This window comes from Actinacidiphila glaucinigra (assembly GCF_035918135.1).
Lineage (GTDB): Bacteria > Actinomycetota > Actinomycetes > Streptomycetales > Streptomycetaceae > Actinacidiphila > Actinacidiphila glaucinigra.
On sequence record NZ_CP109144.1, the window covers coordinates 1404680 to 1420245 of the forward strand.

Here is a 15566-nt window from a genome sequence, read left to right on the forward strand (position 1 = left end):
AGGTCCCCTGTGACCATGCACAACACCAGGGGAGCGCCCTCGCTTCCCGCCCCAGCCGGACGGGCACCACACCCATCCCCCACTAACCCCCATCACTCACTTGACAGGTTACCCCGACCCTGTTTGCATGTAACCATCGAAGTGAATCGAAGGGGTTAGACATGGCCACCGTGCACCACCGCTACGCCGAGGTCCAGGGGCACCGGCTCTTCTACCGGGAGGCGGGCCCCGCCGACGCCCCCGTCATCGTGCTCCTCCACGGCTTCCCGACCAGCTCGTTCATGTTCCGCGAGCTGATCCCGAGGCTCGCCGGCCGCTACCGCGTCATCGCGCCCGACCATCTCGGCTTCGGCTTCTCCGACGCCCCCGCCGCCGACGAGTTCGCGTACTCCTTCGACGCCCTCGCCGGCCTCACCAAGGGCCTGCTCGACGGTCTGGGCGTCACGCGGTACGCGCTCTACGTCCAGGACTACGGGGCGCCGATCGGCTGGCGCCTCGCCCTGGGCGACCCCGGCGCCGTCACAGCGATCGTCACCCAGAACGGCAACGGCTACGAGGCGGGACTCGTCGAGGAGTTCTGGGACGACGTCCGGGCCTACCAGCGCGAGCAGACCCCCGAGACCGAGGCGGGCGTCCGCGTGGCGCTGAGCCTCGAGGGCATCAAGTGGCAGTACGTCACTGGAGTGCCGGACGAGACCAGCGTCTCCCCCGACACCTGGCACCACGACTTCCAGCTGGTCTCCCGGCCCGGCAACGACCTCGTGCAGCTCACGCTCTTCCGCGACTACGCCACGAACATCCCGCTCTACCCGAGCCTGCACGAGTACCTGCGCACCCACGCCGTTCCCGTGCTGGCGGTCTGGGGCGAGCACGACCCGATCTTCGGGCCCGACGGCGCCCGGGCCTTCGCCAAGGACGCGCAGCGGTCGGAGGTGCACCTCCTCGACGGGGGGCACTTCCTCCTGGAGACCCACGTCGAGCCCGTCGCGGAGCTGATCCTGGGCTTCCTCGACCGGGCGGGACTGCCGCGCTGAGCTCCCGCATCCCGCACACCCACCGCCGTACGAAGATTGCGAGGGCCATGACCCGCCACACCGGCTTCCACGAGGGAGAACTCGCCGTCCAGCGACGTGCCGGCGTCGCGCAGGAGGCCGCCCGCCTGCGGGGCATGCTCGACCCGCCGCACCTCGGCGGCGGGGTGTCCCGCTTCCTCGCCGACCGCGACCTGGCCGTACTCGGCGCACGCGACGAGGACGGGCGCCTGTGGGTCTCCCCGCTCACGGGCACCCCCGGCTTCCTCTCCACCCGGCGTGACGCCGTACGGGTCGAGACCCGTCCGCGGGCGGGCGACCCGCTCGCCGGGCTCCCCTCCGGCGGGGCCGCGGCCCTGATCGTGATCGACCTCGCCAGCCGTCGCCGGCTGCGCCTCAACGGCACCCTCGCCGCGGCCGACGACACCGGCTTTGAGCTCGCCGTCGACCAGGCCTACGGGAACTGCCCCCAGTACATCCAGCAGCGCCTGCTCGGCCCCGCACCGGCAGGCGGCCCGGGCGGCGAGGACACCCCCGCGGCCGGAGCGCGGCCCGCCGACCGGCTCGACGCGGCGCAGGCGGCCATGGTGGGCCGGGCCGACACCTTCTTCCTCGGCACCGCCCACCCCGAACGCGGCGCGGACGTCTCCCACCGGGGCGGCCCGCCGGGATTCGTCCGGGTGACGGACGACGGCGGCCTGTGGTGGCCGGACTATCCCGGCAACAACATGTTCAACAGCCTCGGCAACCTGGCGAGCGACCCCGCCGCGGCTCTGCTCTTCGTCGACTTCGCCACGGGGACGACGCTGCAGCTGTCCGGCACCGCGGCCGTCGACTGGACCGCACCCGGGGCCCCGGGCGACGACGGCAGCACGGGCCGCCGGGTCCGCTTCACCCCGCGGCACGCGGCCACCGGGCGGGTCCCGGTGCGGGCGGACGCCGTCCTCCCCTACCGGCTCAACCCGCCGCTCACCGCCTGACCGCGGTCAGCCGCCGGTCACCGCCGCCAGCAGCCCGCGGAAGTCCTCCTCGCAGGCCGGGCAGCCGCGCAGGTGCGCCGCGACACCGGGGTAGCGCCGCTCCGCTGCCGCGTCCGCCAGGAACAGCTCCAGGTAGACGTCCATCAGGTCGAGCGCCGCGTCGCAGCCGGGGTCCAGGGGATCGCTGCGCAGGAGGTCGTCAAGGCCCTGCCATTCGTTCATGAGCGCCTCGCTGTCGTCAGGGGCAGATGTCCATTGGCTGCGAGCCGGGCACGGAGCTTACGCCGCGCGTCGAACATCGTCTTGTAGAGCGCGTTGCGGTTGGTCCCGAGCTCCGCCGCGAGTGTGTCGGCGTCCACGCCGTTCACGGCGAGCGCGGTGAACACCCGGCGCTGGCGCTCGGTGAGCTCCTCCTCCACGGCCTCGCGCAGCGCGGCGACGAGCTCCCGGGCCTCGCTCTGCCGCACGGGATCGGCGCCGAGCCGGTCGGGGAGCCGCTCCCACGCCTCGGGGTCGAGCTGCACACCGGTCGTCCGCCAGAAGTGACGGCCGAGCTTGCTCGACACCTCGTGCATGACGAACTTGTAGGCCCAGGTCGTGAAGCGGCTGTCGCCGCGGAAATCGCCGATCTTCCGGGTGATCGACAGCAGGGCGTCGGCCGCGGCCTGGTGGGCGAGGTCGTCCAGCTCCGGCCCGCTGATGCCGTGCCGCGACCCACGCCGGTTCAGCTCCGCGTACGCGATGCGCAGCAGCAGCGCGTGCAGCCGGCCGGTCGCCTCCTCGTACGCCTCGCCTTCCGCCGACAGCGCCCGCACCCACTGCGCGGACTCCGCGTCCATGGACCTGCCGCCCCGGCCCCCGCCGCCCGCCCGGCCGTCGTTCTCTGCGGAACCCATGCAGCGATCCTAGACGCGGCCGCCCGCCCCCACCTCCACGGCGGCGCCCGTCGCGCCCCCGCGAGAACCGGCCGCTCCCGGGAGGTAAGACCCGGTCGTTCCCCGCCACCAATGGGCGTACGGAAAAGAGAGAGCCGCGAGCAAGGAGGGACCGTGACCGGCTACCGCAGGAATCCGGAGGCCGTCTCGCGACTGTCACCGGAGCAGTACCGCGTGACACAGGAGAACGGCACCGAGCGCCCTTTCACGGGCGCCTACCTGGACAACAAGGAGCCAGGGATCTACGTGGACGTGGTCTCGGGAGAGCCGCTGTTCGCCTCGGTCGACAAGTACGACAGCCACAGCGGCTGGCCGAGCTTCACCCGGCCGCTGGACCGGACCACCGTCGTGGAGCGCCCGGACCCGGGCTACGGGCTGCTGGCCACCGAGGTGCGCTCGGCGGTGGGCGACAGCCACCTGGGGCATGTCTTCCCCGACGGCCCCCGGCAGACCGGCGGCCTGCGGTACTGCATCAATTCCGCCTCGCTGCGCTTCATCCACGCCGATGACCTGGAGCGGGAAGGTTACGGGGCCTACCTCGGGTTGTTCGACAATGGTGACAGGACCGATTCGGAGGATTGACATGGCAGGACAGACACAGAGGGCCGTGCTCGCGGGCGGCTGCTTCTGGGGCATGCAGGATCTGATCCGCAAGCAGCCCGGCGTCGTGGGGACACGCGTCGGCTACACGGGCGGCGACGTACCCAACGCCACGTACCGCAACCACGGCACCCACGCCGAGGCGATCGAGATCCTCTTCGACCCCGAGAAGACGGACTACCGGGCGCTGCTGGAGTTCTTCTTCCAGATCCACGACCCGTCGACGCGCAACCGCCAGGGCAACGACATCGGCGTCAGCTACCGCTCGGCGATCTACTACGTGGACGACGAGCAGAAGCGCGTCGCGGAGGACACCATCGCCGACGTCGACGCCTCGGACCTGTGGCCCGGCAAGGTCGTCACCGAGGTCGAGCCCGTCGGGCCCTTCTGGGAGGCCGAGCCGGAGCACCAGGACTACCTGGAGCGCTACCCCGAGGGGTACACCTGCCACTTCCCGCGGCCGAACTGGCGGCTGCCCGCCCGCACGAAGGGCTGACGGACCCCGTCGCGCCGCCCTGGTGACGGGCTCGGGCGGCGTGGCGGCCCTCGGCGGCCCCGGGCCGCCGTCGTACGTCAGTCGGCGGCCGTCGCGCGGGCGCGCCGGTGGTGGCGCCGGGCCTTCATGCGGTTGCCGCAGGCCGCCATGGAGCACCAGCGGGCGGTGTTGGCCTTGCTGCGGTCGAGCAGGAACAGCCGGCACTCGTCGTTGGCGCAGGGCCGCAGGCGTCCGGGCCTGCCCTCTTGCAGCGCGCCCCAGACCGTGACGGCCCGGACGGCCGGCATGCGCTCGGCGGGGGCCTCCAGCACCCAGTCGATGCCGTGCGCGGTCACCCGCGGTACCCGGGCGACCCCGGTGAGCAGCTTCTGGAGCTCGGCGGGCGCCCCGTCTCCGCGCGTCACGCGCTGCAGCGCGTCACGCGCCGCCAGGAGGTGGCGCAGCTCCTGCGCCGTTCCTGTGCCGCCATGGGCGCGCACCCAGCGGCGGCCGGCGTCCGGGTCGGCCAGTTCGTCCACCTGGGTCCCGTCGGCGACCGGGGTCGTGTTGAGCAGTTCCAGCAGGTAGTCGTCGTCCGCCGGGTCGGCCGTCATGCTCCGCGCCCTCCCATCTCGGATAACCCTTCATCGGTCGTTTGAAGGTTACACCTCCCAGCGCGCACCCGCCGCGGGCGCCCCGGCGGGCTCACGACGCCTCCAGCCGCAGCTCACGGCCGCTCCACCGGGAGCGCAGCCGCCGGTCGTGGCTGGCGACGACGATCGCGCCCGGTCCCGGGCCGAGCGCCTCCTCCAGTTCGTCCGCGAGCCGCGGCGAGAGGTGGTTGGTGGGCTCGTCGAGCAGCAGCAGCTCGGGCGGGTCGGCCACCAGCAGGGCCAGGGCCAGCCGGCGCCGCTGCCCGACGGACAGCCGCCCGACCGGCCGGTCCAGCTCCGGATCGCCGAGCAGCCCGAGGTCGGCCAGCGGGACCGCCTCCGCGCGCTCCGCGCCGAGCGACGCGGCATAGGTCTCCCGCGCGGTGCGGTGCGGCCGCTCGAAGACCGTGTCCTGGGAAAGCAGGCCGACAGTCAAACCCTCCCTGCGGCGTACGCTGCCCGCCGCCAGGTGCCCGGCGAGCACGGCCAGGAGGGTCGACTTCCCCGCCCCGTTCACCCCGGTGACCAGCAGCCGGTCGGCCGCCGGCACGTCGAGGCGGTCCAGGGTGAGCCTTCCGGGCACGTGGACGTCGCGCAGCGCCAGCAGGACACCCTCGGCGGACCGGGCGGCGAGTGCGGCGGCGCGCAACCGCAGCGGCTCCGGCGGCCGGGCGACCTGTTCACGCTCCAGTTCCCCGAGCCTGCGGGCGGCGCTGCGCACGCGCCGGGAGATCTGCTGCTGCACACGCCCGCCGGAGTGGCCGTACCCCATCTTCTCGTTGTCGCGCTTGGGCCGGTCGTGGGCCACTCGGTGGGCGGTGACGTCCGCCGACCGGCGCAGGTCGGCGAGTTCCTCCTGCTCGGCGTCGAAGCGCCGCTGCCAGCGGGCCCGTTCGGCGTGCTTCTCCTTCAGGTAGGCGCTGTAGTTGCCGCCGTGGCGGGTCGGGCCGTCGGCCGCGGGGTCGAGGTCGATCACATCGGTGCAGACGGCGTCGAGGAAGGCCCGGTCGTGGCTCGCGACCACCACGGCCCCCGGCAGGCCGCGCAGTTGCTCCTCCAGGAAAGCGGCGGCGGCGTCGTCCAGGTGGTTGGTCGGCTCGTCGAGCAGCAGAGCGGTGGGCCGTCGCACCAGGAGCGCGGCGAGCGCCAGCCGGCCGCGCCGGCCGCCCGACAACCGCGACAGCACGCGGTCGCGCGGGACGTCCCCGAGGCCGAGGCCGGCCAGCACGATGTCGGCGCGGCGGTCGGCGTCCCAGGCCTCCTGGGCCTGTGCGGCATCGAGCGCTCCCGCGTACGCGTCGAGCAGCCCGGCCTGGGCGGGCGCGTCCTGCGGGGTCCCGGCGAGGGCGGCGGCGAGGCGGTCGAGCTCGGCCAGGAGACGGCGCGCCTCGCGCAGGGCGTCGTCGAGGACGTCGCCGACCGTCGCGCTGCCGGGGAAGGGCAGTTCCTGGCGCAGGAAGCCCAGGTCGGGAGGACGGACCACGGTTCCGGCGTCGGGCTCGGCCACTCCGGCGAGCAGTTCGAGGAGGGTCGACTTGCCGGCGCCGTTCTCGCCGACGAGACCGATGCGGTGCCCGGGGGCGGCGGTGAGGGAGAAGCCGTCGAGCACGCGTCGGGTGCCGAAGGTGCGGACGAGGTCATGGGCGGACAGGGCGGGCTGGGTCACGGGGATCACCACAAGAAGGGGTCGGGGCGGCCCCGGCCGCCGTGACGGCGGCCGGGGCGGGAGGGCTGAGGGGACGGGCCGCGGGCTACGCCGGGGAGGCGCCGGTCTCCGTCAGCCGCCCCTCGGACAGGTGCAGCCGGCGGCCGACGCCGATCCGCTCCAGGAACCGCTCGTCGTGGCTGACCACGACGAAGGCGCCCTCGTAGGCCGCCAGTGCGCTCTCCAGCTGCCCGACGCTGACCAGGTCCAGGTTGTTGGTCGGCTCGTCCAGGAGCAGCAGGTGCGGGGCGGGCTCGGCGCACAGGACGCAGGCCAGGGTGGCGCGCAGCCGTTCGCCTCCGGAGAGCACCCGGACCGGGAGGTGGGCGCGCGCGCCCCGGAACAGGAAGCGGGCCAGCAGGTTCATCCGCTCGGCCTCGGGCGTCGCCGGGGCGAACCGCGCGAGGTTCTCGGCCACCGTGCGGTCGGCGTCCAGCAGGTCGAGGCGCTGCGACAGATACGCGACCCGGCCGTCGGCACGCCTGACCCGGCCGCCGTCCCCGGGTTCGAGGTCCCCGTGGAGCAGGCGCAGCAGGGTGGACTTGCCGGCGCCGTTGGGCCCGGTCAGGGCGATCCGCTCCGGTCCGCGGATCGTCAGGGCGGCGCCGTCGCCCGCGAAGACGTCCCGCTCGTCGTAGCGGATCCGCATCCCCTCACCGACGAACAGCGTGCGGCCTGCGGGGACGCGGGTGCCGGGCAGTTCGACCACGATGCGCTGGTCGTCACGCAGGGCCCGGCCCGCCTCGTCCAGACGTGCCTTGGCCTCGCCGACCCGGGCCGAGTGGGTCTCGTTCGACCGTCCCGCCGACTCCTGGGCGCGGCGCTTCAGCGTCCCTGCGAAGATCTTGGGCAGTCCCGCGCTGTCGAGGGTGCGCGCGGCGTTGCCGGCCCGGCGGGCGGCGCGTTCCCGGGCCTGCTGCAACTCGCGCTTCTCACGCTTGAGTTCCTGCTCGGCGCTGCGGACGTTCCGCTCGGCGGTCTCCTGGGCGGCCCGCACGGCCTCCTCGTACAGGGTGTAGTTGCCGCCGTGGAAGCGGAGGGCGCCGTGGTCGAGTTCGGCCACCCGGTCCACCCGGTCGAGCAGTTCGCGGTCGTGGCTGACGAGCAGCAGGGAGCCGCGCCACTCGTCCAGGACCGCGTACAGCGCGCGGCGCGCGTCGATGTCCAGGTTGTTGGTGGGTTCGTCGAGCAGCAGGACGTCGGGGCGCCGGAGGAGTTGCGCCGCCAGGCCGAGCGAGACGATCCGGCCGCCGTTCAGCGTGTGCAGCGGCCGGGCGAGCGAGACGTCGCCGAGTCCGAGCCGGTCCAGCTCGACGCGGGTGCGTTCCTCGATGTCCCAGTCGTCGCCGATGGTGGTGAAGTGCTCCTCCGCGGTGTCCCCCGACTCGATGGCGTCGATCGCGCGGATGACGTCGGCGACGCCCATGACCTCGGCCACGGTGAGATCTCCGGCGAGCGGCAGGCTCTGCGGCAGATAGCCGAGCGTCCCGTCGACGGTGACGGTGCCGCCGCGGGGCCGGTACTCCCCCGCGATCAGCTTGAGGAGGGTGCTCTTGCCGGCGCCGTTCGGCGCGACGAGACCGGTGCGGCCGCCGCCGACGGTGAAGGACAGGTCCTCGAAGACGGGGGTGTCGTCAGGCCAGGAAAAGGACAGGTGGGAGCAGATGACGTACGCGTCGGACATGGGTGGGCCCTCGGGAGGTCGCCGCGCGCGGCCATGGGGCCGCCGCGCGGGAAAGGAAGTGTGGGAAGGCATGACGAGACGGCCACGGCATCGGCGCGTCGTGCGCGCCCGCCCATGGCCGAGGACACCCGGTATCACCCGGAGATGTCGTCGTCACCCGCCACGTTCGCACTCCCTTGGTTCCCGATTCGGAGATGCGCGTCACCCTACCAGCCGTCCCGCCGGGCGCTCCGGGAGAGCACCTGGTGGGCCGGTCCCGCCCGGCGGGGCGGAGGTCCGCGGGCGCCGCGCGCCCGCGGTCGTCCGGGACGATCAGGGCGATCAGGCGCTCCACGCCGTCCCGGTGCCGTGCCCGAGGCACAAGGATGCCCCGGCGTCCCTGTCGGACGCGGTGAGGTAGGCCCAGCCCAGCGGGTTCCAGCGCAGACGGCGCACCTCGACCCCGTCGATCACGGCGTTTTCCCGCGCCGCGCACTCATGGGCGTCGGCGGCGCGGTGCATGGCGGTCCGCACCGCGTCCTCGGCGTCGTCGGCCTCGCCGACCACGTAGTAGTGGCTGCGCACGGCACCCCGGGCCGTACTGAACCGCAATCCCACGAACCATCGGTCCTCGGGGGCGACGGTGGCAAGCATCGTCACTGCTCTCCTCGTTCGCGGTCTCCGTGGCGGCCGTGTCCCGGACCACCACCCTCCGATCCCTTGGAACAGCGGGCGCGGCGCCCTCCATCGCGGGTCGGCCGGGCCCCGGTGAACCTGGGAACGGTGGTACCACCCCCGTGCGCGGGCGGCGCTCAGTCCCCTTCGGCCGGCCGGTGCCGGACCGCGCAGGTGAAGACGCCGGAGCCGGACCGTTCGCATTCCACGTACGCGGCGGTCCCGGCCTGCGCGGCGGGCGGGCGCCAGGGCATCACGGCCTCGCCGGCGAGCAGCGCCTCCAGGGTCTGCAGCCGGGGGTCGCGCAGGGCGGGGTGGTGCTCGTAGCCGGCCGCGCCGAGGGCCAGGGCGACGGCCATGCCGAGCAGGTTGACCTCGGTCGGCGGCTCGGGCGGCGCCGTGCCCTCCGTCGGGTGGAGGCGGATGCCCTCGTCGGGCACCTCGATCAGGCGGGCGGCGTAGCGCTCGGTCATGGTCGGGGTGGTCTCCTTCCGGTGAGGTGGCGCGGGGTCATCCCCCGCTGGGACCGAAGCGCTCGGTGCGGATCCGGTCCGGGGAGTGGCCCAGGGCCACCAGCAGTCCCGCGGCCGTCTCGACGAAGCCGGTGGGGCCGCACACGTAGCAGGTGGGCTCGAAGTCCGCGGGCCAGCCCCATTCGGCCAGGTCACGGGCCTGGAGCCGGCCCACCGGGCGGGTCCACCCGTCCGGTGCGGAACGGGTGTAGACGTACGTCGTGTCGAGGCCGGGGGCGCCCCGGTCCAGTTCGGCCGCGTAGAACCGGTCCTCGGGGGCGCGCACGGAGTACAGCAGCCGGAACGGGGCGCGGCTGTCCGCCGCGGTGCGGCCGCGGACCATCGCCATGAGCGGGACGAGCCCCGAACCGCCCCCGACCAGCAGGACCGGTTCGGTCTGCTCGGGGCGCCAGACGAACCAGCCGCCGACGGGGCCGCGGATCTCGACGGCGTCCCCGACGGCGAGGTCGTCGGTCAGGTAGGGCGAGACCTCGCCGTCCTCCACGCGCTGGACGGTCAGTTCGACCCGGCCGCCGTCGGCCGCGGACGCCAGGGAGTAGCTGCGCTGGGTGCTGTAGCCGTCCTCCGCGGTGAGCCGGACGTCGACGTGCTGGCCGGGCAGGTGACCGGGCCAGCCGGGCACGTCGAACACCAGGGTCCACGCCGCCACGGACTCGGCGCGCCGCTCCACCAGTTCGGCGGCCTGCCAGCGCAGGCGGTCGCCTAGTCGCCTTGGTACCGCTGTTCGCGCCATGGGTCTCCGTAGTCGTGGTAGCCGACGCTCTCCCAGAAGCCCGGCTCGTCCTCCGTGAGCAGTCGGATGCCGCGGACCCACTTCGCCGACTTCCACAGGTACAGGTGCGGGACCAGCAGCCGGGCGGGGCCGCCGTGCTCGGGGGCGAGCTCGTCGCCGTCGTACTCGTGGGCGATCCACGCCTGCCCGTCGAGGAGGTCCTCCAGGGGCAGGTTGGTGGTGTAGCCGCCGTAGGAGTGAACGAGGGCGTACTCGGCGGCGGTCTCGACGTCGGCGAGCAGCGTGTCGAGGGAGACGCCCCGCCAGTGGGTGCCGAACTTCGACCACTTGGTCACGCAGTGCAGGTCGACGGTCGGGGTCTCGGCGGGCAGCGCCATGAGTTCCGTCCAGTCCCACCGGTGACGGGTGCCGTCCTCGGTGGTGATGGTGAACTCCCAGTCCTCGTGGGCGATCCGCGGTGTGGGGCCGGCGGACATGACGGGGAAGTCGAAGGTCTCGTACTGTCCCGGCGGGAGGTTGTTGCCCGACGTGGGGCGCCGGCCGTGGAATCCGCGCGAGATGATGGGCATACCGCGCCGTCCTTCCTCTCCTCGCCGCCCCGGCTCGCCCGTGGTGCGGAACCCCAGCATCGCGGACCCGGGGGATCCGGTCCACCGGAGCCCGCGGGGCGCGGCCCCGGTCGTCGTGACCGGCGCCGCGCCGCCGCAGGGGGTCAGGCGACCGGCCTGGGCGGCTCCACCACCAGGGAGGCGTCGCCGCCGCGGAGCCGCTCCAGCACGCCGGCGGTGGCCTCGTGGGGGACGCCGAGAGGTACGGCGCTGACCTCGCTCAGGCGCGTGTACTGCTCCGGGGTGAGCCGTACGTCGAGCGCGCCGAGGTAGTCATCGAGCTGGGCGCTGTTGCGCGGGCCGATGATCGGCACGAAGGAGGTGGCGGCGCGGGCGGCACGCTCGCGGAGCCAGGCCACGGACACCTGCGCCGGCGTCGCCTCGGTCTCGTTGGCGACGGCCAGGACGGTGTCGACGACCGCGGTCTTCTGGGCGGACGACTCGGTGTGGATCAGCGTCTTCAGGTCGCTGAGCCGGCCCTCGTCGCCGCCGCGGTACTTGCCCGTGAGCAGGCCGCCGCCGAGCGGCGACCACAGGGCGGCGCCCAGCCCGAGGCTCTCGGCCATCGGCAGCAGTTCGCGGTCGGCGGTCCGTTCCACGAGGCTGTACTCGACCTGGATGCCGACGACGGGGGCCCAGTTCCTCAGGTCGGCGAGGGTGACGGCGCGGGAGACGCGCCAGGCCGGGAAGTTCGACAGGGCGGCGTGCAGGATCTTGCCGGAGCTCACCAGGTCGTCCAGGCCCCGCAGGATCTCCTCGACGGGCGTCAGGTCGTCCGGGAAGTGCACCCAGAACAGGTCCAGGTGGTCGGTCCCGAGGCGCTTCAGGCTGGCCTCCAGCGACAGGACCATGTTCTTCCGGCCGTTGCCGCTCCGGGAGACGTCCGGGCGCGGGGAGGCGCCGACGCTGTACTTGCCGGCCACCACGAAGTGGTCGCGGTCCGCGGCGAGGAAGCTGCCGAGCAGTTCCTCCGCCTCGCCGAACTGGTAGTTGTCGGCGGTGTCGACGAAGGTGCCGCCGGCCTCGGCGAACCTGTCGAACATCCGGCGGGACTCGTCCGGGTCGGCGCCGGCGCCCCAGCGGGTGCCGAAGTTGCCGGTGCCGAGGGCGTACTCGGAGACGCGAAGTCCGGTCCGGTGTCCGAAGGTCGTGTAACGCATCAGGTCTCTCCTTGAGGGGGGTGGTGCTGTCGTGGGGTGGTGGGGTGGGACGGGGTTCGGGGGGTGCCGGCGGTGCGTCACCGCCGTCGGTCGGCGCGGGGGCTGATCCCCAGTGCGGCGAGCGCGCTCAGCGCCACGACACCGGCCGAGATCCACCAGGCGAGGGAGTAGGCGTGCGCCGGGTCCCGCGGACCGGCTGCGGCCAGGACGACGACCAGGCCGCTGACACCGAGCACGGTGCCGACCTGACCGGACATGGTGACGACGGCGCTGCCGGTGGCCGCCCGTTCCCTGGGCAGGCCCGCGGTGGCCGACGAGATCATCGTGGGCAGGGCCAGTCCGACGCCGACCCCGGCGACCAGCCAGCCGGGCAGGATGTCGACGGCGTAGTCGAGGCGCCCTCCGGCGTGGAGGGCGGTCCACACGGTGCCGAGGCCGACCAGCGCCGAGCCGAGCGCCGCGACCGTGCCCACCGGCACGCGCCGCCCGATCCGCCGCCCGAGGGCGGAGGCGGCGAACACCATGGCCGGGCCGGGTGCGACGCCGAGCCCGGTCTCGATGGCCGACCAGTGCCACACCTGCTGCAGCCACAGGGTCAGAGCGAGCAACTGGAGTCCGAAGGCGGCGTAGAACAGCAGGGCGGCGAGGTTCGCCGAGGCGAACACGCGGTCGCGCAGCAGGTTCAGGTCGACGACGGGGACGGGGTGGCGGGCCGAGCGCAGGAGGCAGGCCGCGAGCGCCGCGACGGCGAAGGCGCCGGCGGTGGGTGCGGTCGCCCACCCCCATTCCGGGCCCTCGACCAGGCCCAGCGCGAGCGCGCCGATCGCCACCACCAGCAGCGCCCCGCCGACGAGGTCGGGCAGTCGGGCGTCGGTGTCCGGCCGGCCGCCCGGCAGCATCCGTACCGCCAGGACGAACGCGGCGGCGCCGATCGGCAGGTTGAGCAGGAAGATCCACTGCCAGGCCAACTGCACGAGCAGACCGCCGACGACGGGCCCGGCCGCCGCGGCGAGCGAGCCGCCGGCCGCCCAGATCTGCACGGAACGGGTGACCTTCGCGGGTGGCGCCGTGGTCAGCACGAGGCCGAGGCTGGCCGGGGTGAGGACGGCGGCGCCCGCCGCCTGCAGGAAGCGGAACGCGACCAGGACCCACAGGTCGCCGCTGAGGGCGGCGCCGAGGCTGGCGAGGGTGAACACGCCCAGCCCGAGCAGGAATCCGGCCTTGCGCCCGTAGCGGTCGCTCAGCCGTCCGGCCGGGACGAGCAGCGCGGCGTACACGATCGCGTATCCGTTGAGGATCCAGCTGAGCCGGGACAGCGAGGTCTCTCCCACGCCGTGCCCGATGGGGGTCAGGGCGACGTTGACGACGAAGGCGTCGAGGGCGGAGAGGAACACCGAGGTCGCCAGGACGGCGAGCACGAGCCCCGGGTGCGGGGTGCGGCGTTCTGCCGCCCGGCGGCCTGGGGCCGGCGCCCGCACAGCGGCGGTGCCGCCGAGGGGGCGCGAGGGGGTACGGGTCATCGATCTGTCTCCGGGGGAAGGGGCGCGGTCGTGCCGTACGCGGGCCGGTCGGCCCGGCCGACGGTGGGACCGGAGGGTCGCCGCGGCGTTGCGGCGGAAAGCGGAGGCGTGCACGGGCACACCGCCCGCGTCCGCGGGAGGGGGCGGCGGAAGGGCCCGCCAACCCCTTAAGTAAACCGATCGGTTTCCTTACGCGCTCCACCGTAACAGCCGATTCCGGCGAAGTAAAACGATCGGTATCCTTGAGGCATGAGCGACACACCCTCCCCCGTACGCCGGCGCAGTGGCCGAGGCGCCCGGGAGCGGATCCTGAAGGCGGCGACGGAGCTGTTCACCGCCCAGGGGGTCAACGCGACCGGGATGGACCAGCTGACCACCGTCGCCCACGTGTCGAAGCGCACCCTGTACACGCATTTCGCGAGCAAGGACGACCTCGTCCAGGCCTACCTGCGCGAACTCGAGGACGGCCTGCTCCCCGCCGAGGTGGTCCCCGGGGAGCCCTGCCCGGACGCGCGCGAGCAGCTCCTGGCGATCTTCGACTGGCCGCCGGGGCGGACGGACGGACCGCTGCGCGGCTGCCCCTTCCTGAACGCCGCCGTCGAGGTCCCCGACCCCGACCATCCGGTCCACCTGATGGTGGCCGCCTACAAGAGGGAGTTCGCCCGCAGGCTGACGGCCCTGGCACGAGTGGCGGGGGCCCGCGACCCCGAGGCGCTCGGCGAACAGCTCGCCCTGCTCTACGACGGTGCCGTCGCGCGCAGCACCGCGCTGAACGCCACCGGGCCGGGCGCCCACGCCCGCGCCGTCGCCATCGCCCTCGTCGACGCCGCGATCGACTGAGCGCCCCGCCGCCCCCGGTCCCCGCCGCCGCCGTCTCCCCGCCGCCCCGGCGCCTCAGCGCAGCCGCGTCGCCGCCCGGCGGCGGTCCGCCAGCACCTCGCGGGCGGCCCGCGCGCCCGAGGCCAGCGCGCCCTGGAGCGACCCGGTCGCCCGGTGGTCGCCGCACACATGACGCCCCGGCGCGAAGCGGGTGGTGCGGGTCATCGGGTGCGGCGCCGGCATCGCGGGAAGCGCCTCGCGCACGGTGCAGCGGTGCAGCGGCTCCCAGGCGGAGGCGTCCGTGCCGTACACGTCCGACAGCGCCGCGGTCAGGGCCGGCTCGTCGGCGGGCCCCGGGGTGCCGAGCACGGAGGTCGCCATCAGGGCGCGGCCGTCCGGGGACAGCCCGGGCTGCACTTCGGTGAGGACGACGGTGTTGAGGAAGCGGCGGCGTTCGTCCACCATCAGCGTCGGTTCGGCGAGCGGCGACCGGTCGGCGGCGTGGTAGTACGTCGTCACGGTCCGCGTCGGCGGGGCCGTGAGGCCGGGCAGCAGCCGTACGGCCGCCCCCGGCCCGGTCGCCACCACCACGACGGGCGCGGTGACGTCCGTGCCGTCCTCCAGCAGCACCCCGTCGCCGGTCAGCTCGCGCACCGGGGCCTCGGTGCGCACCGTGCCCTCGGGCAGTCGCCCGGCGAGTTGCCCGGGCACGGCGCCGATCCCCTCGGCGGGCAGGGCGAGGGTGCCGCGCAGCATGCCGCGCCAGACGAAGTGGAAGAAGCGGCTGGAGGTCTCCAGTTCGTCCTCCAGGAAGACCCCGGACAGGAACGGCCGGAACAGGGTCTCCACCAGCTCGGGCGAGATGCCCGCGGCGGCCAGCGCGGTGAGCGTCGTGGTGTCGGCGCCGGCGCGCAGCCTTCCCGCGGGCAGCACCATGTCGCGGGCGCTCAGGACCCCCAGCGCAGCCAGGTCGCGCCCCGACGCGAGCCGTCCGGGCAGCAGGTCGGCGGTCGCGTACGGCGGGCGGGTCGGGTCGGCGAAGCGCAGCCGCCCGCGGGAGGTGTGCACCAGCACACCGGGGGTGAAGGGCCGCAGCCGCAGCGGCTCCAGCTCCAGGCGCCGCTTCACCTGGGGGTAGGAGGTGTTGAAGACCTGGAAGCCGCGGTCGAGCAGGAAGCCGCGGTGCCGGTCGGTGCGCATCCGCCCGCCGACGGCGTCCGAGGCCTCCAGCACCCGCACCGCCAGGCCCGCCACGGCGAGGTCCGCCGCGCACGCCAGCCCGGCGGCGCCCGCCCCGACCACGATCACGTCACAGCGGTCACCGCGTTCCTGCTGCATGGATCCGGTGCCCTTTCCTCCGTGTACACCCCGATACGGGCCGGCCTTCCGTACGCTACGCGGGTGCCCGGGGCCGCCCCTTGCCACGCACCGCCGAACGGGGCGCCCGGCGCCCGCGCACCGATGAGTCCGCGCCGC

General features: G+C 74.2%; 17 protein-coding genes. 5 read left to right on the top strand and 12 right to left on the bottom strand.

Annotation, left to right across the window (positions count from 1 at the left end):
* Positions 1 to 161: 161 nt before the first annotated feature.
* Positions 162 to 1034, top strand: a complete 873-nt coding sequence (locus OIE69_RS06135; RefSeq protein ID WP_326570913.1) for an alpha/beta fold hydrolase — start codon at positions 162 to 164, stop codon at positions 1032 to 1034.
* A 47-nt stretch (positions 1035 to 1081) separates the two neighbouring features.
* Positions 1082 to 2011: a pyridoxamine 5'-phosphate oxidase family protein gene (locus tag OIE69_RS06140; protein WP_326570914.1), complete on the top strand. Its 930-nt coding sequence runs from the start codon at positions 1082 to 1084 to the stop codon at positions 2009 to 2011.
* Between the two features lie 6 nt (positions 2012 to 2017).
* Here the strand turns inward: OIE69_RS06140 and OIE69_RS06145 are convergent, their stop codons facing one another.
* Positions 2018 to 2233: a hypothetical protein gene (locus OIE69_RS06145; protein WP_326570915.1), complete on the bottom strand. Its 216-nt coding sequence runs from the start codon at positions 2231 to 2233 to the stop codon at positions 2018 to 2020.
* Positions 2230 to 2907 carry an RNA polymerase sigma factor gene (locus OIE69_RS06150; RefSeq protein WP_326570916.1) on the bottom strand — a complete coding sequence of 226 codons (678 nt, stop codon included), beginning with the start codon at positions 2905 to 2907 and terminating at the stop codon, positions 2230 to 2232. The genes OIE69_RS06145 and OIE69_RS06150 overlap by 4 nt, the downstream gene beginning before the upstream one ends.
* Positions 2908 to 3060: 153 nt before the next feature.
* On the opposite strand from OIE69_RS06150, the gene msrB reads away from it, so the two are divergent.
* Together msrB and msrA are read left to right on the top strand one after the other, a co-directional pair.
* A complete protein-coding gene (gene msrB, locus OIE69_RS06155) occupies positions 3061 to 3528 on the top strand; it encodes a peptide-methionine (R)-S-oxide reductase MsrB (protein ID WP_326570917.1) in 468 nt (155 codons plus the stop codon).
* A 1-nt stretch (position 3529) separates the two neighbouring features.
* Positions 3530 to 4042 carry a peptide-methionine (S)-S-oxide reductase MsrA gene (msrA, locus tag OIE69_RS06160; RefSeq protein ID WP_326570918.1) on the top strand — a complete coding sequence of 171 codons (513 nt, stop codon included), beginning with the start codon at positions 3530 to 3532 and terminating at the stop codon, positions 4040 to 4042.
* Positions 4043 to 4119: 77 nt separating this feature from the next.
* Here the strand turns inward: msrA and OIE69_RS06165 are convergent, their stop codons facing one another.
* The 9 genes from OIE69_RS06165 to OIE69_RS06205 all read right to left on the bottom strand — a co-directional run bounded on the left by OIE69_RS06165 (position 4120) and on the right by OIE69_RS06205 (position 13271).
* Positions 4120 to 4635 carry a CGNR zinc finger domain-containing protein gene (locus OIE69_RS06165; protein ID WP_326570919.1) on the bottom strand — a complete coding sequence of 172 codons (516 nt, stop codon included), beginning with the start codon at positions 4633 to 4635 and terminating at the stop codon, positions 4120 to 4122.
* Between the two features lie 91 nt (positions 4636 to 4726).
* Positions 4727 to 6340, bottom strand: a complete 1614-nt coding sequence (locus tag OIE69_RS06170; protein ID WP_326570920.1) for an ABC-F family ATP-binding cassette domain-containing protein — start codon at positions 6338 to 6340, stop codon at positions 4727 to 4729.
* A gap of 85 nt (positions 6341 to 6425) precedes the next feature.
* Entirely contained in the window at positions 6426 to 8063 is a 1638-nt protein-coding gene (locus OIE69_RS06175) for an ABC-F family ATP-binding cassette domain-containing protein (protein ID WP_326570921.1), read from the bottom strand.
* A 321-nt stretch (positions 8064 to 8384) separates the two neighbouring features.
* A complete protein-coding gene (locus OIE69_RS06180; RefSeq protein WP_326570922.1) occupies positions 8385 to 8702 on the bottom strand; it encodes a hypothetical protein in 318 nt (105 codons plus the stop codon).
* A 152-nt stretch (positions 8703 to 8854) separates the two neighbouring features.
* Positions 8855 to 9190 (bottom strand): hypothetical protein, encoded by a 336-nt coding sequence (locus OIE69_RS06185; protein ID WP_326570923.1) that lies wholly within the window; start codon positions 9188 to 9190, stop codon positions 8855 to 8857.
* 37 nt (positions 9191 to 9227) lie between these two features.
* Positions 9228 to 9983 carry a ferredoxin reductase gene (locus OIE69_RS06190; RefSeq protein ID WP_326570924.1) on the bottom strand — a complete coding sequence of 252 codons (756 nt, stop codon included), beginning with the start codon at positions 9981 to 9983 and terminating at the stop codon, positions 9228 to 9230.
* A complete protein-coding gene (locus tag OIE69_RS06195) occupies positions 9953 to 10552 on the bottom strand; it encodes a sulfite oxidase-like oxidoreductase (protein ID WP_326570925.1) in 600 nt (199 codons plus the stop codon). Before OIE69_RS06195 ends, OIE69_RS06190 begins: the two co-directional genes overlap by 31 nt.
* A 143-nt stretch (positions 10553 to 10695) precedes the next feature.
* Positions 10696 to 11751, bottom strand: coding sequence for an aldo/keto reductase (locus OIE69_RS06200; RefSeq protein WP_326570926.1), 1056 nt, complete (start codon positions 11749 to 11751; stop codon positions 10696 to 10698).
* Between the two features lie 77 nt (positions 11752 to 11828).
* Positions 11829 to 13271 (bottom strand): MFS transporter, encoded by a 1443-nt coding sequence (locus OIE69_RS06205; RefSeq protein WP_326570927.1) that lies wholly within the window; start codon positions 13269 to 13271, stop codon positions 11829 to 11831.
* A 249-nt stretch (positions 13272 to 13520) separates the two neighbouring features.
* Between OIE69_RS06205 and OIE69_RS06210 the strand changes: the two genes are divergently transcribed.
* Positions 13521 to 14111 (top strand): TetR/AcrR family transcriptional regulator, encoded by a 591-nt coding sequence (locus OIE69_RS06210; protein ID WP_326570928.1) that lies wholly within the window; start codon positions 13521 to 13523, stop codon positions 14109 to 14111.
* Positions 14112 to 14165: 54 nt separating this feature from the next.
* On the opposite strand, the gene OIE69_RS06215 is transcribed toward OIE69_RS06210, so the two are convergent.
* Positions 14166 to 15428 carry an FAD-dependent oxidoreductase gene (locus OIE69_RS06215; protein WP_326570929.1) on the bottom strand — a complete coding sequence of 421 codons (1263 nt, stop codon included), beginning with the start codon at positions 15426 to 15428 and terminating at the stop codon, positions 14166 to 14168.
* Between the last annotated feature and the right edge of the window lie 138 nt (positions 15429 to 15566).